The following is a 23,152-nucleotide window of genomic DNA, read 5'->3' as shown; positions in this document are numbered from 1 at the left end:
GCGTAGCTGGGCACGCGGGGTTAAAAAACAGGGTTAACGGGTGTCAATCAGGCACAGAGGCCGTCAGTTGAACGATCTGACGAGACTGCCGACCAGCAGGTTCCAGCCGTCGATCAGCACGAAGAACAGGATCTTGAACGGCAGGGAAATCGAGGTCGGCGGTAGCATCATCATGCCCATCGCCATGGTGATGGTTGCGACGATCAGATCGATGACCAGAAACGGCAGGATGATGAGAAAGCCGATCTCGAAACCGCGCCGGATTTCCGACAGCATGAAGGCCGGAACGAGCACGCGGTAATCGACGACATTGTCGGTCATCACTTCCTGGCCGCGCTCGCGGGCGATGTCGACGAAAAGCTTCAGATCCTTGTCACGCGTATTGGCGTTCATGAAGGTGCGGAAGGGTTCCGCGATGCGCTGCACGGCCTGCTGTTCGTTGATCTGGTTCTGCAGAAGCGGCTGCACGCCGTCGGTCCAGGCTTTGTCGAAGGTGGGCGACATGACGTAGAAAGTCATGAACATCGCCATCGACAGCAGGATCATGTTGGACGGGGTCGAAGCCAGTCCCATGCCGGAGCGCAGGATCGAAAAGGCGATCACGAAGCGCGGAAAGCTCGTGACCATGATCAGGATGCCCGGCGCGACCGACAGAACCGTCAGCAGGCCGAAGGTGCGGATGATCCATGCCGCAACGGAGCCGTCTATCTGCGTGTTGAACAGATCGGACGGGAATTGCTGGGCACTGGCAAGACCCGGCAAGGCAAGGAGGACGGCGATGGTTACAAGAAATCGAATCATTCGATGACAAAGGTCCGGAACATGACCTTGGATACGCGCCCTTGAGAGCGCAGGTCAACTCGTTCCTGAATGTCATCCTTAAGATATTGAAAGCCGCGCGGCCCTTCGAGCTGCTGAAGGGAAACGGTGCGGACATAGGCCATGATGTCCTGGTGGATATCTTCCGCCAGACCCACCTCGACCGGCCCCTTGAACATCAGCGCCACTTCCAGCCGCACCCAGTTCGTCGAGGGGTAGGCGAGGTTGGTGGTGATGGGATCGAGCTGGACGATGCCGTTCGCCTCGGCTGAGATTTTCTCGATACCCTCTTCCTTTTTCTCGCCGTGTCCGCCGGCGGCAGCCGGGGCATGCGCCTCCGCGCCGGCGATCTTCGGCGCGATCATGCCGCCCACCAGCCAGCCGCCGCCCGCGCCGAGCAGCGTGAGGATCGCAACGCCTGCGATGGTCATGACCAGAGGGGAGGATTTTTTCTTGCCCTCAGCCTGTTCGTTTTCCATGGGTCAGTCCCGTTCCCGTGTGCCGAGGTCAGAGCGGCGAGAACAGGTCGACGACCTGCTGCCCGACCGGGGGCTGCTGCACTTCCGTCAGACGTCCGCGACCGCCATAGGAGATGCGCGCTTCGGCGATGCGTTCGTAGGAGATCATGTTCTGTGCATCCACATCCTGCGGCCTGACGATACCGCCGACATTGAGGATGCGGATTTCGTGGTTCACGCGCACTTCCTGCGAACCGCTGATGATGAGGTTGCCGTTTTCCAGAATGCCGGTCACCACTGCGGCCACCAGCAGCGTCAGCTTTTCAGAACGCTTGGTCTTGCCCTTTGCCTGGGTATCGGTGTCGGAACCGTAATTGATGCTGGAATCCGCATCCGGCGTCCATCCCAGAATCTGAGCTTTCGCCTTCCAGTTCAGCCCGCTGGAATTGGTGCGGTTGCGCTCGGTCTCGTTGTCGAAATCGGCCTTGTCGTTGATCTGGATATTGACGGTCAGGATGTCGCCGATGTTGAGCGCGCGCAAATCCTTGAACAGGGCGCCCTGGCTGTCGCTCCACAGCGAATAGCCGCTGGCCATGTGCTTCGGCTGCTTCGGATACATGCCCATTTGCGGCGTCTGGCTGAATTGCAGGCCGCTGCCGATCGGGCTCATCGCGGGTGCGTTGCCGATTTCCTTCAGGGTCTGGTTGTTCTGGCAGCCGGCAAGCAAGGCGAGCGGCAGGAGGAGGGCCGGAAGACGACGCGTGCTCATGAAGGATCCTTCGAAGTGTTTTTATCGGTTGCCTGCGACATGATGCCGGCGACGACAGCGGCTTTCTGCGCATCCATCTCGCTGAGGATGAGGCCCGACTGGCGGGGTGGCAGCTGCATGATGATGGCGGCCGCTATTTCCACATGCATCTTTTCGAGCTGGGGCGCGGCGGCATCGGCCTTCATCGTCTTATAGATATCGACGAGATTGCTTTTCGCCTGATTGAGGAAGTGTTCGCGGCGGGCCAGCCAGTCCTCATATTCCGCCTTGCGGTCTTCCAGCACGGCAATGCGCTCATTGACGTCGGACTGCAGCTTTTCCAGCTCCTGCTTTTGCAGCAGATAGCGCTGGTCGCGGGCCGCATCGGCGATGTTGGTGCAGAATTTCTGGATTTCATCCTGCGTGCTGAGTTCCGAAACCACGTTCTGCTGGCTTTCGGCGCCAGCAGCGGGAAGCAGGAAAAGCAGCGAGGCGACCGCCGCGAAGCGGACAAGGCCATTCGGGAAAGCGTTGTTCTTCCGAGTTTCCATCATTGCAGCACAAGCTCCGCCTGAAGGGCGCCGGCGGATTTGATGCCTTGCAGAATGGCGATGATGCCGTCCGCCTTGAGCCCGATGCTGTTGAGACCGGCAACCAGCGTGCGAAGGTCAGGCCCTTCGACGATGGCGACCTTGCTGCCTTCCTGCAATGCCATGATATCCGTCTGCGGCTGCACGGCCGTCTGGCCGCGCGAGAATGGCGCTGGCTGGATGACCTGCGGCGTTTCCGTTACCTGCACGGTCAGCGTTCCGTAGCTGACGGCGACGCGGGAAATGCGCACATCCGCGCCGATGACGATCGTGCCGGTGCGCTCGTTGATGACGACCTTGGCTGGCGTATCCGTTTCCACGGTCAGGTTTTCGATTTCCGCCATCAGCCGGGTGAGATCCGCGACACGGGGCTTCTGCACCGCGATTTCCTGCGAATCGCGCGGTTCGGCGATGGGATCGCCATAACGGGCGCGGGCAAAGGCGTTGACGACATCGGCGACGCGCACCGCCGTCGAAAAATCGGGATTGCGCAGCTGAAGAACCAGATTGACCGAATCCTTGAATTTCGACGGCAACTCCCGCTCGATGATCGCGCCGTTCGGCACGCGGGCGGAGGTGGTGACGCCCTGCGTCAGCGTCGCGGCATCGCCCTGCGCCGAAAAGCCGTTGACGATCAGCGCGCCCTGGGCGACCGCGTAAATCTGGCCGTCCGCGCCGGAAAGCGAGGTCATGATGAGCGTGCCGCCGCGCAGCGACGAGGCGTCGCCCAGCGAGCTGACCGTCACGTCGACACGGCTGCCGGGGCTGGCGAAGGGCGGCAGATTGGTCGTCACCATCACGGCGGCGATGTTCTTGGCATTCGACTGGCCGCCCTGCGTGGTGATGCCGAGATTCTGCAGCATCGCGCGCATGGATTGCTCCGTAAACGGCGAGGAGCGCAGGCTGTCGCCCGTGCCCTGCAGGCCGACCACGAGACCGTAACCGATCAGCTGGTTGTCACGCCCCGCCTGCAGCGATGCGATATCCTTGATGCGGGATGTATCCGCATGCGCTGCCGGAACGGAAAGGAAGGGCTGGGCCGAAAACAGAAAGGCCGCGGCCAGGATACGAAGCACTCTCATTTCGCCATCACCTGAATGGTTCCGTCCTTCATGACCGTGCCGTTGACGATGACGCCGGAATCGATGTTGCGCACCCGCACGATTTCGCCGAGCGAGCCGTCGGTCATCGGCGTTCCCGAAGCCATCAGCGTCATGTTGCCGATGGTGAAGACGAGTTTGACGCTGGTGCCGCGCACCACCAGCGAGGGTTCGCGCAGGGCCGCAACGGGGATCGTGCGTCCGGGAAGCAGGGTCTGCTTGGAGATCATGCCTTCCACTTCGCTGATGTCGCTCGCATAACCCGAGGAAATATTGGGATTGGTCACTTCCACCGGCTTCACCTGTTCGGGCGTGATCGTCTCGCCCGGATAGATCGTGCGGGTGGGAACCAGCGCCATCGGCGCCTGGGCAAGAGCGGGTGCCAGGGCGCCCAGTGAAAAGGCAGACGCAAGGCATATACGGACGAGCGCCGTTCTGCTGCTGCTATGTTTCCGGCCAAACCTCATGTTCGCCTGCCTTTCCGTTCTTACTTCAGGTTCTTGCTGACAATCGAAGCCATTTCGTCAGCGGTGGTGATGACCTTGGAATTCATCTCGTAGGCGCGCTGCGCCGTGATCAGGTCGGTGATCTCCTTGACGGCGTCGACGTTCGAGCCTTCGAGATAGGACTGCTTGATGTAGCCGTAGCTCGGATCGTCAGGCACGCCGATCACCGCGTCGCCGGAAGCCGGCGTCTGGGCGAAGAGGTTGTCGCCGAGCGGCTTCAGGCCGGCTTCGTTCGCAAAGTTGGCGATGGTCAGCTGGCCAAGTTCGGTGAAGTCAGCGGCATTGCCGATACGGGCCGTCACCTGTCCCGTGCGGGTAACGGTGATGTCCTGCGCGTCGGTCGGGATATTGATGTTCGGAATGACGTTATAGCCATCGATCGTCACCAGATTGCCATCGGCATTCTTGTTGAAGGCGCCGGCGCGGCTGTAGAGCGTCGAACCGTCCGCCGCCTCGATCTGGAACCAGCCCTGGCCGATGATCGCGACATCCAGCTTGTTGCCGGTCTCGATCAGGTTGCCCTGGGTGTGGATGTTGCGCACGGCCGAGGTCTGCACGCCGAGGCCGATATTGGCGCCTTCGGGCACGATCGCCTGGTTGGCGCGGTTCGGTACGCCCTGCATGCGCTCGGTCTGGTAAAGAAGATCGGTGAACTCCGCACGCGCGCGCTTGTAGCCGGTGGTGTTGATATTGGCGATGTTGTTGGCGATGACTTCCAGATTGGTCTGCTGGGCGTCCATACCGGTGGCAGCGATGGCAAGAGCTCTCATGTCAATATTCCTGCTGGGCTAGATCTGCATCTTGGTAATGTCGAGATAGGCCGACACGATCTTGTCTCGGAGCGCGATGGCGGTTTGCAGCGACTGTTCGGCCGAAAGCATGGCATCGACCACTTCACGCGTATTCGCCTTGCCCTGAATGCCTTCGAAGGAAGCGACTTCCGCCTTCTTCAGATTGTTCATCGCATCCACCGACACGTTGCCGAGAACGCTGGCGAAGCTTGCGCCCGTCTGCTGGGCGGGCGTCGTCTGCTCGCTGCCGAAAACGCTTTCCGTCAGCGAGGAAATGCCGCTTGCGCCGCGGGTGAGCGAAAGGGAACTGACTTGCTTGATACCGTCGATCATTGCGATGCCTTCAGAAGGTCGATTGTGGAGGCGACGAGGTCGCGTGTCTGGCGGATGACCTGAAGATTGGCGTCGTAGCTGCGGTTTGCTTCGCGCATGTCCGCCATTTCGATCAGGATGTTGACGTTCGGCATCTTCACCATGCCGTTGCTGTCGGCGGCCGGATTGCCGGGATCGTACTCGTTGACGAAATCGCCACGGTCGACGCCGAGCTTCTTCACCGTTACGCGCTCCACGCCGCTGACGCGGTCGAGCTCGGAACCGAAAGTGATGGTCTTGCGGCGATAGGGGTCGGCGCCGGGGGTGTCGCCGGTCGATCTGGCGTTGGCGATGTTTTCGGAGACGATGCGCAGTCGCGTGGACTGCACTTCCAGGCCGCTGCCGGCAATCTTGCTCGCCGCACTCAAGGGATCCATGGCTTACCTCTTAACCGTCATCAGCATCATGCGATGGAAGGATTTGACGAGATTGGCGTTCAGCTCGTACTGCCGCTTGATCTCGCCGGTCTTGGTCATTTCTTCCGCAAGCGCGACCGAATTGCCCGATTCCTGCATGCCGATCTCGTTATTGACCGGGTTGTCGCGCACCGCGATATTGTCGCTGAGGGTGCTCTCGCCGAAGTGGGCAGGGTTGGTCCTCGCCATGCCGACCTGCTGGCTGGTGGCCTGCATGACCGCTTCGAAAGGGCTGACATCCTTGGCGCGGAACTTGGGTGTGTTGGCGTTGGCGATGTTGGTCGCCACGACTTCCTGCCGCACGCTCAGCCATTCCGCTTGGCGGGATGCCAGATCGAACAGTTGAATCGGTTGCATAGACTTCTCCATCTCGTATGGCCCGAACCTACGGGGCTAATCTTGCGTCAGACTTGCGGGGAGGGGAGAAGGCGATGGCAAGGGCAGGAAGGGGAGGAAAAATGGCCTGCCGGAAACCCAGAAAGGGAAGCCTCAATCGACACCGCACCCGAAGCCCCTGCGGTGAACGCTTAAATTCCGAGATCACGCCGGCCCAGGGTGGAAACTCAAAGGCATGGGGCGAGGTGCTTGCTGAAGCAGCTTTATATCTCGCCTTGGAGACAGTCCGGTGCTATCGCTACGGTAGAGGGAAATGGAGGAGAGCAATCATGGATTTGGTAATTCCCAGCGCAGCCAATCTCGGCCTGTTCGTCAGCGCCACGCTGGTGCTGCTTCTTGTGCCGGGCCCGGCAGTCCTTTACATCTTTGCGCGTTCGGTCGAGCAGGGCCGTTCTGCCGGCCTCGTTTCAATCCTTGGCATTCATACCGCCACACTTGTTCACGTCGTCGCCGCCGCTGTTGGGCTCTCGGCGCTTTTGGCATCCTCCGCGCTTGCCTTCAGCGTGGTGAAATATGCGGGCGCGGCCTACCTGATCTGGCTTGGCCTCAAGAAGCTCCTCGGGTCGTCGGACATTCCCGACGTCGAGGGCGGTTTGCCGAAGCGAAGCAGCATGCGCATCTTTCGTGAGGGCTTCATCGTCAATCTCCTCAATCCGAAGACCGCATTGTTCTTTCTGGCTTTCCTGCCGCAGTTCGTTGAGGTCGATCGTGGCCATATGGCAATGCAGATCGCCTTTCTCGGAATTCTCTACACGGTGATTGGTGTTCTGACGGATTGCACCTACGCACTTGCTGCCGGCACGGCCGGCAACTGGCTGAAGCGCAGTCCCGCCTATCTGAAGGCTGAACGCTGGGTTAGCGGCTTCGTTTACATCGGCCTTGGTCTGACGGCCGCTTTTGCGGGCAATCAGAAGAAGTAGATCGCCTGACGTCGTTTGAGACGTTTGCGGCCCCCCGGATCCGGCCCTTGGGGGGCACTTTCGTATGCCGAGTTTTCAGCGAAATTCGATGATGACCTCAGGCCCGAGGTCGATCTGACTACTTTTCCGGATAGTAGGTCTTGCCGGAAGAGGTCTCGATCAGCCATTCGCCATTGCGCTGTTCGATCTTCGTCAGCAACGCATTGTCCGGCAGGGTCGAACCGACCCTCACCATATACATGCCCGAACCGTCCTCGATCAGGGCGCGGCCGTTGGAAACATGCAGCAGACGGAAGGAGGTCTGGCCGGGGAAGGGCTGATCCTCGATCCCGGCTGCCAGATTGTTCTGTTTTTCCTTGCCGCCAGCGTTCACGGTCGCCGTCGTCAGCATGTCGGGCAGATCCGCCGGCGGCGGGGTGTCTTCCTTGTTGCGGTTGGTCATGGCCATCGGCGAGACGCTGAAGACTTCCCGCGGGCCGGTATGGGGCAGATCGCGGGTGCGGTCGCCGCCCGCCACCTTCATGCCGAATTTTTCCTCGTTGAAGAACACGTACCACGGAAAAAATGCTGCTGCAGCGGCAAGCGTGATGCCTGTCCATGCCAGAATACGGTCGGGCGTGAAGAAAATCGGCCTGGGCAGCACGTCTTCATCGTGGCTATCGTTGTTCCGCTTTTTCTTCACGGGTCAGCCTCTCGCTCTTGGGGTTACCTGCGGCTGACCGTTCTGCGCTCCGTTCCGTAAGGCGGTCGCAAGATCAGCATAGGCGTCCTGTGCCGCCGGTTCGTCCGGCAGCTGCTTCAATGTCTCGTAGATGATTGGAACCTGCTTCACCGCCATGTCGAGATCGGGGTCGGTGCCGGGCCGATAACCGCCGATGAGGCGCAGATCGCGCGTTTCCTCGAAGCGATGCACCAGCGCCTTGAGGCGCGACACCAGCTTCTCCTGATCCGGCGTCCAGGCCTTCTTGGCGAGACGCGAGATCGAGGCGAGCGGATTGATCGGCGGGTAACGGCCTTCTTCGGCAAGGCTGCGGTCGAGCACGATATGGCCATCGAGAATACCGCGGGTCGAATCCGCAATCGGGTCGTTGTGATTGTCGCCATCCACCAGAATGGAGACGATGGCGGTGATGGTGCCGGTGCCTTCCGCGCCCGGTCCCGCCCGCTCCAGAAGGCGCGGCAATTCGGTGAAGACCGAGGCGGGATAGCCGCGCGCCACCGGCGGCTCGCCCGAAGCGACCGCCACTTCGCGGATGGCATGGGCAAAGCGCGTCACGCTGTCGATGATGAGGAGGACATTGTCGCCCTGATCGCGAAAATGTTCGGCGATGGTGACGGCGGAAAGCGGCGCCATCTTGCGCAGCATCGGGCTCTCATCGCTTGTCGCAACGACGGCGATGGACTTGCTCATATTCTCGCCCATCGTGTCTTCGATGAATTCGCGCACTTCACGGCCGCGTTCGCCGACAAGCGCAATCACCACCTTGTCGAAGGCGTCTGCCTTGGCGAGCATCGACAGCAGCGTGGATTTGCCCACACCGGAACCGGCGAAAATGCCGAGGCGCTGGCCCAGGCAAAGCGGCGAGAAGATATCGATTGCCCGCACACCCGTCTTGAAAGGCGTCTCCACCCTTTTGCGCGTCATTGAGGGCGGCGCATTGTTGGAAATCGAACGGCGCTCGATGCCGGAGGCCAGCGGACCCTGGCCGTCGATAGGTTCGCCGAGCGCATTGATGGTGCGTCCGCACCAGCTGTCGTCGGGCGAGACGCGGAAGGCGCCCTTGCGGATGACGGTGTCGTGAATGCCGATCGGCTCGCCGGGCTCGATGGGGCAGACATAGCAGATATCCGGTTCCACGCGCACCACTTCACCGAGATGAATACCGGTCGCGCTGCGATGGGCGACGAATTCTCCGAGCCGCACATGCCGTGACAGGCCGGAAACCGTATAGTGCCCGGCGGCGATGGTGCGGACATGGCCTCCATGCGCCACCGAAAACTCCGGATCGGCATAATGCCCGGCAAGGCTGGCGAGCTGTGCAAGCTTCGGTGAAATGGCGTCAGCCGAGAGCATGGATTCCGGCATTGTCATTACTCAGTTCCTCAACGCGCGCCGCCAAGCGTCTTGATGCCTTCGCCGAAGGTCGATTCGGTATCGCGCATCAGCGAGGAGATGCTTTCAAAGGCGCGGTTGACCTGGATGAGCTGCGTCATCTGGGAAATGCCGTTGACGTTAGACTGTTCGAGATAACCCTGAACGACGCCGACTTCATGATTGTTGACCACCGGAACCGGCTGGGCCACCGGCTTCACGCCGCTATTGGGATGACGCAGGAACCCTTGCGAGAAATCCGCCTGGAAGATGCCGAGGGTAGCGACGATGTTTTCGTTCTGCCGGATGGCTCCGTCGAGACCGACGGTGATCGGGCCGCCATTCGGATTGAGCTGGATCGGACCGCCGCCGGCATCGAGAACGGGATAACCGTTCGAGGAGATGAGCGCGCCGTCCGGACGCATGGTGAAACGGCCGTCGCGGGTCAGAATCTGGCCGTCGGGCGTATCCAGCGAGAACCAGGCATCGCCCTTGATGGCGAAATCGAAGGAATTGCCGGTCTGTTCGAAAGCGCCCTGACGGGTGGAAAGGTAGTCGTTGCCCTGCGAAACGAAGGCCACCCGGGCATTCATGTCATTGTGGTTCTTGGCGACCATTTCGTCGAATTTCACTTCGGAGCCGCGGAAGCCGACCGTGTTCACATTCGCCATATTGTCGGAAATGGTGGTGAGACGGCGCTCCAGCGCGATCTGCGAGGACAGGGCGACGTATAGTCCGGATTGCATATCATTTGCCTCCGAGTTTCAGGGAGTTGATGGAGATCAGCAGGTCGGGGGAAATGCCGTAGCCGCTGGAGGAGCCGAAAACGGCGAGAGGGTCATAGGTCGTCGAGGGGTTTTGCATTTCCCACATGATGGTGAAACGCTCGAGCAGCTTGCCGACCTTTTCGGGATCCTGCAGATCCTTGATATCGATGGTTTTTTCGATGAGCGCCGCCTGTTTGTCGACATCGGCGGCGGCAAACTCGTCGGGAAGGTTGTAGGCCGTGCGAAACACCTGCGCGAGCGCATCGTCCGCCAGAAAGTCGAGGCCGGATGTGATGGTTGACGCCTTGCGTTCGAAATAAAGGGCGAGCCGGACGCCGTTATTGTCGTCGCCCGCCTCCTGTTCCAGCGTCTGGCGGGTGTATTTGCCGATGACGCCCGATTTGGCGGCGTCGGTGGAGGTTGCCGCGGCCCCCAGGCCGGCAAAATCCAGCGACTTCGCAAAATCCGCGTAACGGCTGTCGGAAAGCTTGTTGGCGAAGGCGTCCTTGTCCGAGGTGCCTTCCGTCAGCACCTTGCGGATGAAGGCCTTCGCATAGGCCATGTCCTCGAGCCCGTGGGCCTTCAGTGCGTAATTGTAAAGGCGCGTATCGGCCATGAAGTCGTCGATGGATTTCACATCGCCGATCTTTGCGCGATAATATTCGGTCTCGCGCGCCACGTCGGGCTGCTCCGACACCCGCTCAAGCGATTTGCCGATATCCTGACTGATCAGTCTGTAGCTGGTGTAGGTGGAAGTCACTGAACCGCCGCTCTCGTTTGATCCCGATCTCAAGGCGCACGTCCGCCTTTGCCGGCATAGTGCCGTGGCTTGCTTGTGCGAAACTGGCTGGAGGCGGGAGCGCGGGAGAGGCTTTGCGGACAGGTTCACGCAAGCCACATTTTCTAGACATGGCGGCATGGAACACTGTTCGGGCGTGGTCGATCAATGAATATTGTAATTGGACTTATAATCACCTTCGGCTGCATCATCGGCGGCTATATGGCGATGGGCGGTCATCTGGACGTGCTGATTCAGCCGTTCGAATTGATGATCATCGGCGGCGCCGGTCTCGGCGGCTTCATCATGGCGAACCCCATGAAGGTCGTGAAGGATTCGGGCAAGGCGCTCGGCGAGGCCTTCAAGCATTCGGTCCCGAAGGAGCGAAACTATCTCGACGTGCTCGGCGTGCTTTATTCGCTGATGCGCGATCTGCGCACGAAATCGCGCAACGAGATCGAGGCCCATATCGACAATCCGGAAGAATCCTCGATCTTCCAGAGCGCGCCCTCGGTTCTGAAAAACAAGGAACTGACCTCGTTCATCTGTGACTATGTCCGCCTCATCATCATCGGCAACGCCCGCAGCCACGAAATCGAGGCGCTGATGGATGAGGAAATCGAGACCATCCTGAACGACAAGCTGAAACCTTACCACGCGATCACCACCATGGGCGATTCCTTCCCCGCCATCGGTATCGTCGCGGCGGTTCTCGGCGTCATCAAGGCCATGGGCAAGATCAACGAATCGCCGGAAGTGCTGGGCGGCCTGATCGGCGCCGCACTTGTCGGCACCATGCTCGGCATCATCCTGTCCTATTCGATCTGCAATCCGCTCGCCTCGCAGGTCAAGATCGTCCGCACCAAGCAGCACCGCCTCTACATCATCGTCAAGCAGACGCTGATCGCCTACATGAACGGCTCGGTGCCGCAGGTCGCGCTCGAATACGGCCGCAAGACCATCTCCAACTACGAGCGGCCGTCGATTGACGCCGTCGAACAGGAGATGATGAACCCCGGCGGCGAAAACAAGGCGGCATGACGATGGCAAAAGCTGCAGCGCAACAAGCACCCGCCATCGACACCGCCCTGCTCGCAAAATTGACGGGAGGGTTGTCCGACCGCAAGACGATCGCCAGGATCGGCTCCGATATCGGCCATCTCTACAGCGAATTCCTGCCTGATATCTTCCACAGCGAGACCGGCATCGCGATCGACGTCGAATATGTCGGTTCCGAATCGGGACTGATGACCGATCTCATCGCCAATGTCGGGAAGAATGTCGCGGTTGCCGATTGTTCCCTGCGCAACTGGTGCCCCAATTTCATGATGACGGTCGGCAACGGCTTTGTCATCGCGCTCATGGAGCGCATGCTGGGCGCGTCGCCGGACATGATCGGCGAACCGGACGAGCGCAGCCTGTCCCATATCGAGCTCGACCTCGCGGCCATGGTTCTTGGCCGCATCGCCGGGGTTTTGCGCTCCGGTGTCAACGCGCCGGGCGGTTTTGAGGCGGCCATCGATCCGCCCTTCAATTCCAACGGTAAAAGCGCCTTCGACGAGATGATCGCCGGCCTTTACGGCGTGACCATCCGCCTGAAGATCGATATCGGCAAGGTATCGTCGGAATTCTCGCTGATCGTGCCGCAGCGACCCCTGCTCAAGACTTCCATCGTTGCCCCCAAGGCTTCAGCCCAGGCGCTGAAGAAGCAGGAGGAATGGATGGAGATGATTTCGGAGCAGGTGAAGCGATCGCAGGTCACGCTCGAGGCGCGCATCAAGCTCGAAACGCTGACGCTGCGGACGATCTCGAAGCTGGTGGCCGGCGATGTCATTCCGTTCCAGTCTCTGAAGCAGGACGATATCGGCGTCGAGGTCAGCGCCAACGGTTCCAAGCTCTATAATTGCGAATTCGGCAAGTCCGGGGACCGCTACATGGTTCGGGTGAAGAACAATGTCAGCACGGACGACGAGATCTTACGACATTTGATGGGTTAAAATCCTGCCCGGCCTTCGGGGATTTGGGCAGGCTGACGCAAGTTTCAAAGGGAATAATCAGCGCATGGCTACGAAGAAAACACCTGTGACCGATGATGCGGCGCTGCCGTCGTTTGAAGACGGCGGCGACCTCGACCAGGCTATCGGCGATCTGCGTGGCGTCCTCAAGACGGATGCGGAAGGTTCGCTCTCCGATTTCGGCGACTTCGGCGATTTCGGAAGCACGGACGAGGTTTCGACGGATACCGACCTTTCCGCTTTCGGTGGCGGAACGGCCGATTTCGGGATGGATGATTTTGCCGCCGCCCCGCAGGTTGCGGGCGTGAAGGCGCCGCTTGGCAGCGGATTGTCCGAAAACATGGAAATGATCATGGACATCCCGATCGATGTCCAGATCGTTCTCGGCACCAGCAGAATGCTCGTTTCGGGGCTGATGAGCCTTGAAGAAGGAGCGACGATCGCACTCGACCGCAAGATCGGCGAGCCGGTCGAAATCATGGTGAATGGCCGCCGTATTGCGCGCGGTGAAATAACGGTTCTGGAAGACGATGATACGCGCTTCGGCGTAAAATTGATTGAAGTACTGAGTACGCGAAAAGCCTGATCCCTGTGGGGACGGAGAGGAAAGACCATGATGGACTTCGAGGATTTCGGTAACCCCCTGGCAGGGAAACCGTTGTCTCAGGCCGACAAGGCGGCCGCGGTGCTTCTTGCCATGGGCAAGGGCGTCGCCGGCAAGCTGCTCAAATTTTTCACGCAGCACGAATTGCAGATGATCATTTCCTCGGCCCAGACCCTGCGCGTCATTCCTCCCGATGAGCTTGCCCAGATCGTAGCCGAGTTCGAAGACCTGTTCACCGAAGGAACGGGTCTGATGGACAATGCCAAGGCAATCGAAAGCATTCTCGAAGAGGGCCTGACCCCTGAAGAGGTGGATAGCCTTCTCGGGCGTCGCGCCGCCTTCCAGGCCTATGAAGCATCCATCTGGGACCGCCTGCAGGAAGCCGAGCCGGAATTCGTCGGCAAGTTCCTGCTGCGCGAACATCCGCAGACCATCGCTTATATTCTTTCCATGCTGCCCTCGTCCTTCGGTGCCAAGGTTCTCCTGACCATTCCGGAAGAGCAGCGCGCCGATATCATGAACCGCACTGTCAACATGAAGGAAGTCAGCCCCACGGCTGCCCAGATCATCGAGAAGCGTGTGGTCAACCTCATCAACGAAATCGAAGCCGAGCGTAATGCCGGCGGTTCCACGAAGGTTGCCGATCTGATGAACGAACTGGACAAGCCGCAGGTCGATACGCTGCTCAGCTCGCTCGAGACGCTCAGCAAGGAAGCCGCAAACAAGGTCAAGCCGAAGATCTTCCTCTTCGACGACCTCATGTTCATGCCGCAGCGCAGCCGCGTCCTGCTGCTCAACGATGTTTCGGCGGATGTTCTGACGATGGCGCTGCGCGGCGCCACGATGGAAATCAAGGAATGCGTGCTCTCCAGCATCAGCCCGCGCCAGCGCCGCATGATCGAATCGGACCTTGCGGTGCCGCAGGCCTCGATCAACACCCGCGAAGTGGCGATCGCACGCCGCGCCGTCGCGCAGGAAGCGATCCGGCTCGCCAATTCCGGCCAGATCCAGCTGAAGGAAGCCTCCGCGGAGGAACAACCGGCCGCCGCTTGAGCGGAAGCCGGTTGATAACCCGCCCTTGCGGCGGAAGCGGCCATTGCGATGGCCGGTCACGGACGCTAGTTTCGGGAATGACGGCCTGCCGGGATCGGCGGGCCTTTTTTTTGATCCCGGGGACGTGCCTTGGCAGACGATCAGGACAAGGACAGTAAAACAGAAGCCCCGACGGAGAAAAAACTCCGCGATGCGGCGGAAAAGGGCAATCTTCCCTTTTCCCGCGAAGTGCCGATCTTTGCCTCGTCGCTTGCCTTTTATTGTTACCTGGTCTTCTTCCTGCCCGATGGCGCCGGTCGGCTTGGCGTCACATTGAAGGACCTGTTCGGCCAGCCCGAACAGTGGGACCTCAGCACCCGGCCGGATGCCCTGTCGCTGTTGTATTTTCTCGGCACCTCGATGGCCTATCTGCTCATGCCGGCGATGATCATGTTCATCGTCTTCGGGCTTGCCTCGTCGTTTTTCCAGAACCTGCCGTCGCCGGTGCTTGAGCGCGTGCGTCCGCAATGGTCGCGCGTCTCGCCGGCGAAGGGCTTCACGCGCATCTACAGCAAGCAGGGTTTCGTGGAATTCGGCAAATCCGTATTCAAGATCATGATCGTTTCGGTCATCATGTTCTTTGCCCTGCGTGGCGATTTTTACAGTCTCATCGATCTGATGTTCTCCGATCCGCAGGTGATTTTCGTCCGGGTGGTCGAGATCGTCAAAAAGATGATGGTCGTGATTCTGCTTTCGACCGCGCTGCTTGCCGCCGTCGACGTTTTGTGGACGCGCCACCACTGGTTCAGCCAGCTGAAAATGACGAAGCATGAGGTGAAGGAAGAATACAAGCAGTCGCAGGGCGACCCCGTGGTCAAATCCCGGCAGCGCTCCATCGCCCGCGACCGTGCCCGCCGCCGCATGATCAACAATGTACCGCGCGCCACACTTGTCATCGCCAATCCGACACACTTTGCGGTGGCGCTGCGTTATGTTCGCGAAGAAGGCGACGCACCTGTTGTCGTCGCCAAAGGTCAGGACCTTATCGCATTGAAAATCCGCGAGATTGCGGAAGAAAACAATATCCCCGTTTTTGAAGACCCGCCGCTTGCACGCTCCATGTTTGCGCAAGTCTCGGTAGATAGTGTGATTCCACCAGTCTTTTACAAGGCTGTGGCTGAGCTCGTTCACCGGGTTTACGCCATGAAGTCATCGAAAATACGGGTTCAATAAAACCAATGAAAAAATCCGCCTATTCCGAACAGCGGGAAATGATCGTCGCAGAGGCGATCAACCCGATCGCCACCGAACTTCGATTGTTAGACCCGGCCGACCTGATTTCGCTGCTCCGATTCGAGTGCTACGGCAGTATCGCCGATCTCGTTTCCTCGGCTGCGGAGCTTTATTATCATCCCGGTACGATCAATTTCGGCGCCGGCGGCGAATACAAGCTCGAATGGGAAGGCGCGCCGGAGATCGTCCTCGATCTCGAACTGAAGCCGAAGGGCGCCACGGTCTATGCGCGATTGACGCTCGCCAACGAACATGCGGCGATCGAGATCAATCACGTCTCGTTTCAGAACCCTTCCGAAAATCCGGACGAAAACACCGAGTTTCTTCGGAAAAGCCTGTCGGCTGCCCGATTCGTGCCCACCCGTCAGGGCGAAGCGGCTTAACCGGATCACCCGCTGCCTATTCCGTCATGTCCGTTGCGCGCGCCGAAATCGCGGGCGCAACGGCCTCGTTCCGGTGCGTTTTAACCCGAGCTTGCCTGAAGCCTGCCGGTTTATGCGAAACCCGGCTGCGAAAGCGAGGAACGCCTTGCAAATCAGTCCCGTTGTTTGTTACCTATCGCATTAACGATTTGTTAACGAACGGCAGGTCGCGGTGGTCGGTTCAGGCCATTGCCGATGCGCATGATGCCCCTGCTCGTTGTCGGCACAGCGCCGGATTTTTTCTTAAATTTTGAGTTGGGTGGACCCCATGACCAGCATTTTGACCAATGCGGCGGCGATGGCCGCGCTGCAAACCCTGCGGATGATCGACAAGAATCTGGAAACGACGCAGGCGCGCGTGTCCTCCGGCTATCGTGTCGAGACTGCGGCGGACAATGCGGCCTACTGGTCCATTGCGACGACGATGCGCTCCGACAATAATGCGCTTTCGGCTGTGCAGGATGCTTTGGGTCTGGGCGCCGCCAAAGTCGATACCGCCTATGACGCGCTTGAAAGCACGATCGAGGTCGTCAAGCAGATCAAGGCCAAGCTCGTCGCCGCCTATGGCGTGGGCGCTGACCGCAGCAAGATTCAGGATGAAATCAAGCAGCTTCAGGAACAGCTGAAGAGCATCTCCGAATCGGCCTCCTTCTCGGGTGAAAACTGGCTGCAGGCCAGTATCAGCAACGGTGGCACGCCGCCGGTTGAAGAATCGATCACCAAAAAGGTTGTTGCATCCTTCACCCGCACAGGCTCGGGCAATGTCGGGGTCACGACCGTTGACTACACGCTCGACAGCAGCACCGTGCTTTTCGACCTCAGTGGCGGAAAGCTCGGTATTCTCGACAAAAACGCCGTTTTCGTCAGCAAGACGGAATATGAAGTCACCCAGACGTCGACGACCGCCGGCACGGCGACGGAGGCGGGTTTTGTCGTACCGAAGCTCACCGACGCAGAAATCGGCGCGCTGAATGCCGCGACGACGGATACGAATACCGATCCGAATGTCTATAGCGACGGCACCGCCAATTATCTCCGCCTTGCCGAAAATGTGTGGGTCAAGGTGACGGGGACGGATCCGTCGAGCGGCGGCACCACCGTTTCTCCCGCCTATCGCGACACCAGCAGCAACGACTGGTTTTACGATACCAGCAGCGGAGCGGCGTCCGCCGATCGTTCCCTCGGTTTTTCCGTCTCCACCCTCGATCTCGGCAATCTCGATATCGTTGCCGCGGCCATGGGCGGTTTTGCCGGCGGCGGAACGACCTATACCGACGCAGACGCCATCGACATGATGATGTCCTTCGTCGACGGGCAGCTTGAGGCGATGACCAGCACGGCTTCCAGCCTGGGTTCGCTGCAGAGCCGCATCAGCATGCAGGACAACTTCGTTTCCAGCCTGATGGATGTGATCGACAAGGGCATCGGCCGTCTCGTCGATGCTGACATGAACGAGGAATCGACCAGGCTGAAAGCGCTGCAGACGCAGCAGCAGCTCGGCATCCAGGCGCTCTCCATCGCCAACGCCAATGCGGAAAATATCCTCCAGCTCTTCAAGTAACGGGTCTGGCCGGCGTGGGCGCGCGGGGATGAATGGGCGCAGGCTTCCTGATCGAGCCCGCCTTCATCCTCGCACAAGTTTGAACACCTAACGTCGGGTCAATATGGGGCGGATCGCATGGCGTGATCCGGCCGGGAAACGTGGAAGAGACGGGCAGGGTAGCAAGGATGACGGTGGTGCCGCCAAACGGCTTAGAGCATTTCCAGGAAAAGTGGACCCCGGTTTTCCGTCCGGAAATGCGGCGAGGCTTTTGCGATTCGCGCGGGCAACGAAACATGTCTGGCCCCTTTCGCCTGTTTTGCCGGGGGCAGGCATGAGCGCGTCCATTGCACGGTTTCTCAAGGACTTCGGTGAAGCGCAACCGCAACCGGCGGCGCAGGCCTTCGGCGACCCGTTGGCCGACACAGATTTCTTGTCCGGTTTTGCCGATGGCGCTTCCGGTTTCGACGAATTTGCTCCCGTCGATGTGGAGAGCGAGAAACAGGCGGCCTATGACCGCGGCCGCGAAGATGCTACCCGCGAGATCACCGAGAAGATGCAGACGGAGCGGGAAGAGCTGATCGCTGCCCATGCGGCCGAGCTGGAGGCCCTGCGTTCGGGGCACCTCGAAGAAATCGCGGCTACCCTGTCCCATGGTCTGCGCGAGGGCATTGATGCGATCGCGGCCAATCTCAGCGAACAGACCGCCAATATCCTTGCTCCGGTCCTGACGGAAAAGTTGTCGCTCAAGGCGGTCTCGGCGCTGGCGGATGTGGTGCGGAGCGCCATGCCTGATGGAGAAGGGGTCACACTTGTCGTGAAAGGCCCGAAAGATTTGTTCGAGCGTCTGAAGACGCAGCCGGGCTTTGAAGAAGAAACGATGAAATTTACCGAGACCACCGATATCGATCTTTCCGTCGAGTTGGGTGAAAGCGTGTTCGTGACGCGCATGTCCGCCTGGGCGTCCAGTCTTCGCAAGGTGATGAAATGAGTGAAGGCGAAAATCACCACCACGGTAAAAACGAGATCATCATCGTCAAGCGCCACAAGGGCGGGCATGACGGCGCCCATGGCGGTGCGTGGAAAATCGCCTATGCCGACTTCATGACGGCGATGATGGCGTTCTTCCTCGTCATGTGGCTGGTCAATGCCGCCAATGAGGAAACCAAGGCCTCGGTCGCCAGCTACTTCAACCCGATCAAGCTGTCCGATGAGAAACCCTCGTCCAAGGGGCTGGAAAAGCCGGTGGACAAGGAAGAGGGCGTCCAGAAGAAGGACCAGTCCAACATCCAGGCGGAAAAGGTCACCAAAGGCTCCGCCGCGGCGACGGGCGAAGACCTTACCTCGCAGACCGGTGAGCAGTCGAACTTCTCCGAAGCGGACTTTTTCGAAAATCCCTATTCTGTGCTGGCGGAAATCGCCCAGCAGGTGGGCCAGCAGGCCAATGTCAGCGCCAAGGGCGAGGGCGGCGCCGCCGATTCCGGCCCGGCGACGGGCGCTAGCGGCGGTGAAGCCTATCGCGATCCGTTCGATCCTGATTTCTGGACCCAGCAGGTGAAAATCACCCGCGCCGATCAGCCGCAGAAACCGGTTGAACAGCAGCAAGTCGTCGAGAACAAGCAGGAGGATGCGGCCGAAAACGCCCAGGCGGTCGCACTAAAGGCGTCCGAGACACCGGCCGACAAGGCGGAAGACGGCAAACCGATGGAAATCGCCGCCGTTGTGCCGCAGCAGCGTCCGGATGCCGCCGAGCAGGCAGCGCTTGCGCAGCCAAAGCCGGATGAGCCGCGCCAGGCGAGCGATGCACAGCAAAAGGCCAGCGACGCCGAGTGGGAAAAGGCCGACACGCTGCGCGAGGAGATCGAGAAGCAGATATCGGGCATTACCGGCAAGCTTTCCGAAGGTCTGGTGGTGACGCCGGCCGAAGGCGGATTGCTGCTCACCATTTCCGACCAGACGGAAACGCCGATGTTCAATATCGGATCGGCCGTTCCCCGGCGTGAAATGGTTCTGGCCATGGAAAAAATCGGCAAACTGCTTCAGGAGCGCGGTGGCAGCGTGGTGATACGCGGCCATACCGACGGACGGCAGTTCAAGGGCGAGGCCAATGACAACTGGCGGCTTTCCATGGATCGCGCTCACAGCGCCTATTACATGCTGGTGCGCGGCGGCCTGTCGGAAGAGCGGGTAAAGCAGGTCTCGGGTTTTGCGGACCGCAGATTGCAGGTGCCGGCGGACCCTCTGGCGGACGCCAACCGCCGCATCGAAATTCTGCTTGAGGCCGATCGGGGGTGAGTGTGACGAAAACCTCGAAACGCTGGCTTCTTCTTGCGGCGACGCTTTGCGGTCTCGGCTCCGAGCCGGCCAGGGCGTTTTCGCAGTCGCAAGACAATCTCATGCCCTATGCCATGCTCCGCTCACTGCAATTCGTGCAGGATTCAGTCGCCATGGGCGACCATTCCGCTTCGGAAATGCAGCGGTTTCTACTCCAGACCATCGACGAGCGGCTGAAGAGCGCGCCTTCGGCGATCTTCAAGGATCCGCGCAATGTCGATGCGGCGCTCATCTATGCGATGAGTGGCGGCAATCCGGCCACGCTGGAACTGCTGGTCGCGCGCGATGTGGATGGCAATTTCGACAGCCGCGTTGCCGATATCCTGCGCAAATACCTCTCCGGCAAGGGAACGCTTGTCGCGCAGAGCATTGCGGCCATGGTGCCGGAATATCGCGGCAAGCGGATTGGCGCTTATCTGGCGCTGATCGGCGGCAATGTGACGATCCCGCGCGATCCGCTGGCGGCACTCGGTTTTTACGATATCGCCCGGCTCGAAGCGCCGGGCACCATCGTCGAGGAGGCTGCATTGCGCCGTTCGCTCGCCATCGCGGTTGAAGACGGCGATGCGGCACGCGGCGTCGATTATGCGCAGCGTTATGCGCGGCGGTTCCTGCATTCGCCCTATGCCAGCCAGTTCGCGGACCTTCTGGTCTCGCTGGTGGTCAAGCGCGCCGATTCCATCGGCGAGGAGGCGATACAGGAAACCTTCGCCATGATGGATACCGAGAGGCAGAAGGAAGCCTATCTGCGGCTTTCCCGCCTCGCGGCGATCAGCGGCAAGGATTCGCTGGCGCGCATGGCGGCTTTGAAGGCGAAGGCGCTGTCTCCTGCGCTGCCGGGTGAGCCGGAAGTACAGGCAAATCTCTATGAAAGCCTTTCCAACATCGGCACGCCCGATGTGGTGAGCGCGATCGAAACAATAGGGCAGATTCCCGAAGCGCAGCTTTCGGATCGGGACAGGGCCTTGCGGGAGGCGGCAAGGGCGATTGCCGAGCAGGTGGTTCGTCCCCCTTCCCCGCAGTCCGGTGTCGAGGCCGACACTGCGGCCATGAAGGACACCGGGCGGAATGCGCCCGAAAACGAGGCGGCCGCTGCCGATGCAAGGAGCATCTGGCGGGTCGAAACCCAGAAGGCTGACGACGAGGGCGACAACGTGCGGCAACTCGTGACGAGCGGTCGCAGCAAGCTCGATGAAATCGACAGCCTGTTGAAGAAAGGCGAGGGGGCACCATGATCGACGCAACCATCAACGCGATAATGAATGCGCCGCCATCCGATCCGCGCGCCGGCAGCGCCAATGCCAGGGACGACGCCAAGGGCGGCAGTTTCGGCGATGCCCTTTCCACGGTTCGGGACGAGCGCCCGCCACAGGCGCTGCATTCGCGGCACCAGCAGGACGAGAACCCGGCTGAAGAACAGCAGGCGCAGCCCGATGGCGAGGCGGAAAAGATGGATGTCCCGGTCAAGCGGCCCGCAACATTTCTCAATGTGATCGTCAACGAGCATGCCGGCGAAGGTCGTGCCCAGGAGACGGTGGCCGAGTTTCAGAGCGCGGTGAAAACGGCCCGCACCACGCCGGAAAATGGCAAGACCGGCAAGAAGCTCAAGGACGACGCCGACAAGGACGCCAAGGTGACGGACGATACGATCGATCCGAAGCTGGCGGAACTGCAGCTGGTGACGGCCAATACCGCCGATATGGCGACGGCCAAGACACCGCTTGAGGAAATTGCACAGGCGATTGCCGGCAAGGCCGACACGGTGAAATCGGACCGTGCTGAATCTGTCCGGGGCAAGGTCGAGCATTCGGTCAAGGACATGCCGACAGGGATCGCACCAGCCGGTAACGAGGCGGGTTCGGCTTCGGAAAATGAGGGCGATGCCTCGGCATTCCGTTTTTCGTCTCCGCGCTCAGGCGCGGCCCGGGCTCTGGACATGAGCACCGTTCAGCGTGAAGGCCGTGTCGAGTTCGATGCACGCGAAAGCACCGGCAAGGCGGCTGACACCATAACGGTTCTCGATTCGCGGCGCTTTATCGGCCTGGCGCCCTCGACCAACGCTTCGGCCCTGACCGGCCTGATCGTCAATGATCCGGAATGGGTGAGCGCCATGCAGCCCGGTTCGTCGCTCTCCAATGCGGCGGCCCAGAGCAGCACCGGCAAGGTCGTCCATACGCTGAAGCTGCACATGACGCCGATCGAGCTTGGATCGGTGACAATGTCGCTGCGTCTTGCCGGTGACGAGCTTGCCGTTCACATGACGGTGGAGAGTGTTGCGGCCTATAAAAAGCTCCAGGAAGACAGCAAGAGCATCCTCGATGGCCTCAAGGCGCAGGGTCTGACGGTCGATAACATCACCATCAGCATCGCTTCTTCCGACAAGAGTGACCAAACGGGCACACAAGGCAACAATCAGCAAAATCAGCAGGCGCAGCAGCAGGGTCAGCAGGCCGCCGCCGGGCGCAACCGTGACGAGTCCGCAGCACGGGGCGACCGGCAAGGCAATGGCGATAATTTGGGGGTGCATAATGAAGGCATGGATGGCGCTCCTGGCTCTGCCCGCTCTTCTGCTGACAATGGCGTCTACCTCTGAGAACGCGTCCGCTTCGGCAACGTCAGGTGTCTGTGAAAGAGAGATCCAGTCGGCGGCCCGCAAATATGGCGTGCCGGAGGGAATTCTCTATTCGGTGGGGCTGACCGAAACGGGCCGCAAGGGGCGGCTCGACCCCAATGCCATGAATATCGAGGGAAAACCGGTATTTGCCTCCTCCAGGGAGGAGGCTTTGGCCACTTTTGAGGCAGCGAAACGCAACGGCGCAAAGCTGATCGACCTCGGATGCATGCAGATAAATCATTATTTCCATGGCGAAAACTTCGCATCCGCGCGGGAAATGTTCGATCCGCGCCGCAATGTGGAATATGCCGCCATGTTTCTGCGCAACCTTCACAACAGACATGAAACCTGGACCATGGCGGTCGCCCGTTATCATGCCGGTCCCAACAATGACCCGGCGCAGAAGAAATATGTCTGCCGTGTCATCGCCAATCTGGTGGCGACGGGCTACGGAAAATGGACCGCCAACGCGAAAAATTTCTGCGACGGTTGACAACCTGAAATTGCTTTAAAGGGCCGCAGGACTCGTATTTCGAAATGTGGCG

Annotated in this window: 26 protein-coding genes and 1 pseudogene; 13 read left to right on the top strand and 14 right to left on the bottom strand. The window is 60.1% G+C overall.

The features are described 5' to 3' along the window. Window positions 1-63 precede the first annotated feature (63 nt). From fliP to flgB, 10 genes and pseudogenes are all read right to left on the bottom strand, one after another. Window positions 64-801, bottom strand: a complete 738-nt coding sequence (gene fliP / locus EM858_RS08055) for a flagellar type III secretion system pore protein FliP (protein ID WP_059760555.1) — start codon at window positions 799-801, stop codon at window positions 64-66. Further along, the gene (locus EM858_RS08050) at window positions 798-1,298 is read right to left on the bottom strand and encodes a flagellar basal body-associated FliL family protein (protein WP_035259607.1); all 501 of its coding nucleotides are present in this window, start codon (window positions 1,296-1,298) and stop codon (window positions 798-800) included. Before EM858_RS08050 ends, fliP begins: the two co-directional genes overlap by 4 nt. Before the next feature lie 28 nt (window positions 1,299-1,326). Further along, window positions 1,327-2,046, bottom strand: coding sequence for a flagellar basal body L-ring protein FlgH (gene flgH / locus EM858_RS08045; RefSeq protein ID WP_078051262.1), 720 nt, complete (start codon window positions 2,044-2,046; stop codon window positions 1,327-1,329). Beyond that, window positions 2,043-2,579 carry a MotE family protein gene (locus tag EM858_RS08040; RefSeq protein ID WP_004432496.1) on the bottom strand — a complete coding sequence of 179 codons (537 nt, stop codon included), beginning with the start codon at window positions 2,577-2,579 and terminating at the stop codon, window positions 2,043-2,045. The genes flgH and EM858_RS08040 overlap by 4 nt, the downstream gene beginning before the upstream one ends. Beyond that, window positions 2,576-3,616, bottom strand: a pseudogene (locus EM858_RS08035) (flagellar basal body P-ring protein FlgI); the annotation flags it as partial. The gene EM858_RS08040 and the pseudogene EM858_RS08035, both read right to left, overlap by 4 nt. Before the next feature lie 77 nt (window positions 3,617-3,693). Beyond that, a complete protein-coding gene (gene flgA / locus EM858_RS08030) occupies window positions 3,694-4,182 on the bottom strand; it encodes a flagellar basal body P-ring formation chaperone FlgA (RefSeq protein WP_080817854.1) in 489 nt (162 codons plus the stop codon). A gap of 20 nt (window positions 4,183-4,202) precedes the next feature. Beyond that, window positions 4,203-4,991, bottom strand: a complete 789-nt coding sequence (flgG, locus tag EM858_RS08025) for a flagellar basal-body rod protein FlgG (protein ID WP_080817852.1) — start codon at window positions 4,989-4,991, stop codon at window positions 4,203-4,205. Between the two features lie 18 nt (window positions 4,992-5,009). Continuing rightward, window positions 5,010-5,345 carry a flagellar hook-basal body complex protein FliE gene (locus EM858_RS08020; RefSeq protein WP_080817849.1) on the bottom strand — a complete coding sequence of 112 codons (336 nt, stop codon included), beginning with the start codon at window positions 5,343-5,345 and terminating at the stop codon, window positions 5,010-5,012. Continuing rightward, on the bottom strand, window positions 5,342-5,761 hold the full coding sequence (flgC, locus tag EM858_RS08015) for a flagellar basal body rod protein FlgC (RefSeq protein ID WP_004432501.1): 420 nt from the start codon (window positions 5,759-5,761) through the stop codon (window positions 5,342-5,344). Before flgC ends, EM858_RS08020 begins: the two co-directional genes overlap by 4 nt. Window positions 5,762-5,764: 3 nt before the next feature. Continuing rightward, the gene (gene flgB / locus EM858_RS08010; protein ID WP_004432502.1) at window positions 5,765-6,157 is read right to left on the bottom strand and encodes a flagellar basal body rod protein FlgB; all 393 of its coding nucleotides are present in this window, start codon (window positions 6,155-6,157) and stop codon (window positions 5,765-5,767) included. 308 nt (window positions 6,158-6,465) lie between these two features. Here flgB and EM858_RS08005 point away from each other — a divergent pair, with 308 nt between their 5' ends. Beyond that, window positions 6,466-7,116, top strand: a complete 651-nt coding sequence (locus EM858_RS08005) for a LysE family translocator (RefSeq protein ID WP_127756371.1) — start codon at window positions 6,466-6,468, stop codon at window positions 7,114-7,116. Window positions 7,117-7,234: 118 nt separating this feature from the next. Here EM858_RS08005 and EM858_RS08000 read toward each other — a convergent pair whose 3' ends face one another. The 4 genes from EM858_RS08000 to EM858_RS07985 are packed head-to-tail and all read right to left on the bottom strand — an operon-like array spanning window position 7,235 to window position 10,735. Further along, window positions 7,235-7,798: a hypothetical protein gene (locus tag EM858_RS08000; RefSeq protein WP_127756370.1), complete on the bottom strand. Its 564-nt coding sequence runs from the start codon at window positions 7,796-7,798 to the stop codon at window positions 7,235-7,237. A 3-nt stretch (window positions 7,799-7,801) separates the two neighbouring features. Beyond that, window positions 7,802-9,208, bottom strand: a complete 1,407-nt coding sequence (gene fliI, locus EM858_RS07995; RefSeq protein ID WP_080817846.1) for a flagellar protein export ATPase FliI — start codon at window positions 9,206-9,208, stop codon at window positions 7,802-7,804. 11 nt (window positions 9,209-9,219) lie between these two features. Then, entirely contained in the window at window positions 9,220-9,954 is a 735-nt protein-coding gene (gene flgF / locus EM858_RS07990; protein ID WP_004432506.1) for a flagellar basal-body rod protein FlgF, read from the bottom strand. A gap of 1 nt (window position 9,955) precedes the next feature. Continuing rightward, window positions 9,956-10,735 (bottom strand): DUF1217 domain-containing protein, encoded by a 780-nt coding sequence (locus tag EM858_RS07985; RefSeq protein ID WP_004432508.1) that lies wholly within the window; start codon window positions 10,733-10,735, stop codon window positions 9,956-9,958. 186 nt (window positions 10,736-10,921) lie between these two features. On the opposite strand from EM858_RS07985, the gene motA reads away from it, so the two are divergent. From motA to EM858_RS07920, 12 genes are all read left to right on the top strand, one after another. After that, window positions 10,922-11,794, top strand: a complete 873-nt coding sequence (gene motA / locus EM858_RS07980) for a flagellar motor stator protein MotA (protein ID WP_004432509.1) — start codon at window positions 10,922-10,924, stop codon at window positions 11,792-11,794. Continuing rightward, the gene (locus EM858_RS07975) at window positions 11,791-12,750 is read left to right on the top strand and encodes a FliM/FliN family flagellar motor switch protein (RefSeq protein WP_164865357.1); all 960 of its coding nucleotides are present in this window, start codon (window positions 11,791-11,793) and stop codon (window positions 12,748-12,750) included. Before motA ends, EM858_RS07975 begins: the two co-directional genes overlap by 4 nt. Before the next feature lie 64 nt (window positions 12,751-12,814). Further along, entirely contained in the window at window positions 12,815-13,354 is a 540-nt protein-coding gene (gene fliN, locus EM858_RS07970) for a flagellar motor switch protein FliN (RefSeq protein WP_035263929.1), read from the top strand. 27 nt (window positions 13,355-13,381) lie between these two features. Beyond that, window positions 13,382-14,425 (top strand): flagellar motor switch protein FliG, encoded by a 1,044-nt coding sequence (gene fliG, locus EM858_RS07965; RefSeq protein WP_020811423.1) that lies wholly within the window; start codon window positions 13,382-13,384, stop codon window positions 14,423-14,425. 129 nt (window positions 14,426-14,554) lie between these two features. Beyond that, window positions 14,555-15,637, top strand: coding sequence for a flagellar biosynthesis protein FlhB (gene flhB, locus EM858_RS07960; protein ID WP_127756368.1), 1,083 nt, complete (start codon window positions 14,555-14,557; stop codon window positions 15,635-15,637). 5 nt (window positions 15,638-15,642) lie between these two features. Beyond that, on the top strand, window positions 15,643-16,080 hold the full coding sequence (locus EM858_RS07955; RefSeq protein WP_080817838.1) for a hypothetical protein: 438 nt from the start codon (window positions 15,643-15,645) through the stop codon (window positions 16,078-16,080). 307 nt (window positions 16,081-16,387) lie between these two features. Continuing rightward, window positions 16,388-17,680: a flagellin gene (locus tag EM858_RS07945; protein ID WP_020811422.1), complete on the top strand. Its 1,293-nt coding sequence runs from the start codon at window positions 16,388-16,390 to the stop codon at window positions 17,678-17,680. A 313-nt stretch (window positions 17,681-17,993) separates the two neighbouring features. Continuing rightward, window positions 17,994-18,650 (top strand): hypothetical protein, encoded by a 657-nt coding sequence (locus EM858_RS07940; RefSeq protein WP_127756367.1) that lies wholly within the window; start codon window positions 17,994-17,996, stop codon window positions 18,648-18,650. Continuing rightward, window positions 18,647-19,954: a MotB family protein gene (locus EM858_RS07935; protein ID WP_127756366.1), complete on the top strand. Its 1,308-nt coding sequence runs from the start codon at window positions 18,647-18,649 to the stop codon at window positions 19,952-19,954. Before EM858_RS07940 ends, EM858_RS07935 begins: the two co-directional genes overlap by 4 nt. Beyond that, window positions 19,951-21,228 carry a chemotaxis protein MotC gene (gene motC, locus EM858_RS07930; RefSeq protein ID WP_127756365.1) on the top strand — a complete coding sequence of 426 codons (1,278 nt, stop codon included), beginning with the start codon at window positions 19,951-19,953 and terminating at the stop codon, window positions 21,226-21,228. The genes EM858_RS07935 and motC overlap by 4 nt, the downstream gene beginning before the upstream one ends. Then, a complete protein-coding gene (locus EM858_RS07925) occupies window positions 21,225-22,586 on the top strand; it encodes a flagellar hook-length control protein FliK (RefSeq protein ID WP_127756364.1) in 1,362 nt (453 codons plus the stop codon). The genes motC and EM858_RS07925 overlap by 4 nt, the downstream gene beginning before the upstream one ends. Beyond that, a complete protein-coding gene (locus EM858_RS07920) occupies window positions 22,534-23,100 on the top strand; it encodes a lytic transglycosylase domain-containing protein (RefSeq protein ID WP_164865356.1) in 567 nt (188 codons plus the stop codon). The genes EM858_RS07925 and EM858_RS07920 overlap by 53 nt, the downstream gene beginning before the upstream one ends. Window positions 23,101-23,152 lie beyond the last annotated feature (52 nt).

It is taken from the genome of Agrobacterium sp. CNPSo 2736 (assembly GCF_004005385.1).
Taxonomy (GTDB): domain Bacteria; phylum Pseudomonadota; class Alphaproteobacteria; order Rhizobiales; family Rhizobiaceae; genus Agrobacterium; species Agrobacterium leguminum.
The sequence above is the reverse complement of the archived record's forward strand: the minus strand, read 5'-3'. Positions and strand labels throughout refer to the sequence as shown.

Coding starts and splice junctions, on each gene's coding strand:
- EM858_RS07940 (WP_127756367.1), top strand. CDS start 17,994: ATGAGCGCGTCCATTGCACGGTTTCTCAAGGACTTCGGTGAAGCGCAA.
- flgC (WP_004432501.1), bottom strand. CDS start 5,761: ATGGATCCCTTGAGTGCGGCGAGCAAGATTGCCGGCAGCGGCCTGGAA.
- fliN (WP_035263929.1), top strand. CDS start 12,815: ATGGCTACGAAGAAAACACCTGTGACCGATGATGCGGCGCTGCCGTCG.
- EM858_RS07935 (WP_127756366.1), top strand. CDS start 18,647: ATGAGTGAAGGCGAAAATCACCACCACGGTAAAAACGAGATCATCATC.
- EM858_RS08005 (WP_127756371.1), top strand. CDS start 6,466: ATGGATTTGGTAATTCCCAGCGCAGCCAATCTCGGCCTGTTCGTCAGC.
- EM858_RS07975 (WP_164865357.1), top strand. CDS start 11,791: ATGACGATGGCAAAAGCTGCAGCGCAACAAGCACCCGCCATCGACACC.
- EM858_RS08020 (WP_080817849.1), bottom strand. CDS start 5,345: ATGATCGACGGTATCAAGCAAGTCAGTTCCCTTTCGCTCACCCGCGGC.
- EM858_RS07955 (WP_080817838.1), top strand. CDS start 15,643: ATGAAAAAATCCGCCTATTCCGAACAGCGGGAAATGATCGTCGCAGAG.
- EM858_RS08040 (WP_004432496.1), bottom strand. CDS start 2,579: ATGATGGAAACTCGGAAGAACAACGCTTTCCCGAATGGCCTTGTCCGC.
- motA (WP_004432509.1), top strand. CDS start 10,922: ATGAATATTGTAATTGGACTTATAATCACCTTCGGCTGCATCATCGGC.
- EM858_RS08050 (WP_035259607.1), bottom strand. CDS start 1,298: ATGGAAAACGAACAGGCTGAGGGCAAGAAAAAATCCTCCCCTCTGGTC.
- flgF (WP_004432506.1), bottom strand. CDS start 9,954: ATGCAATCCGGACTATACGTCGCCCTGTCCTCGCAGATCGCGCTGGAG.
- flgH (WP_078051262.1), bottom strand. CDS start 2,046: ATGAGCACGCGTCGTCTTCCGGCCCTCCTCCTGCCGCTCGCCTTGCTT.
- flgG (WP_080817852.1), bottom strand. CDS start 4,991: ATGAGAGCTCTTGCCATCGCTGCCACCGGTATGGACGCCCAGCAGACC.
- fliG (WP_020811423.1), top strand. CDS start 13,382: ATGATGGACTTCGAGGATTTCGGTAACCCCCTGGCAGGGAAACCGTTG.
- EM858_RS07920 (WP_164865356.1), top strand. CDS start 22,534: ATGGCGCTCCTGGCTCTGCCCGCTCTTCTGCTGACAATGGCGTCTACC.
- flgB (WP_004432502.1), bottom strand. CDS start 6,157: ATGCAACCGATTCAACTGTTCGATCTGGCATCCCGCCAAGCGGAATGG.
- EM858_RS07925 (WP_127756364.1), top strand. CDS start 21,225: ATGATCGACGCAACCATCAACGCGATAATGAATGCGCCGCCATCCGAT.
- fliP (WP_059760555.1), bottom strand. CDS start 801: ATGATTCGATTTCTTGTAACCATCGCCGTCCTCCTTGCCTTGCCGGGT.
- EM858_RS07945 (WP_020811422.1), top strand. CDS start 16,388: ATGACCAGCATTTTGACCAATGCGGCGGCGATGGCCGCGCTGCAAACC.
- flgA (WP_080817854.1), bottom strand. CDS start 4,182: ATGAGGTTTGGCCGGAAACATAGCAGCAGCAGAACGGCGCTCGTCCGT.
- fliI (WP_080817846.1), bottom strand. CDS start 9,208: ATGACAATGCCGGAATCCATGCTCTCGGCTGACGCCATTTCACCGAAG.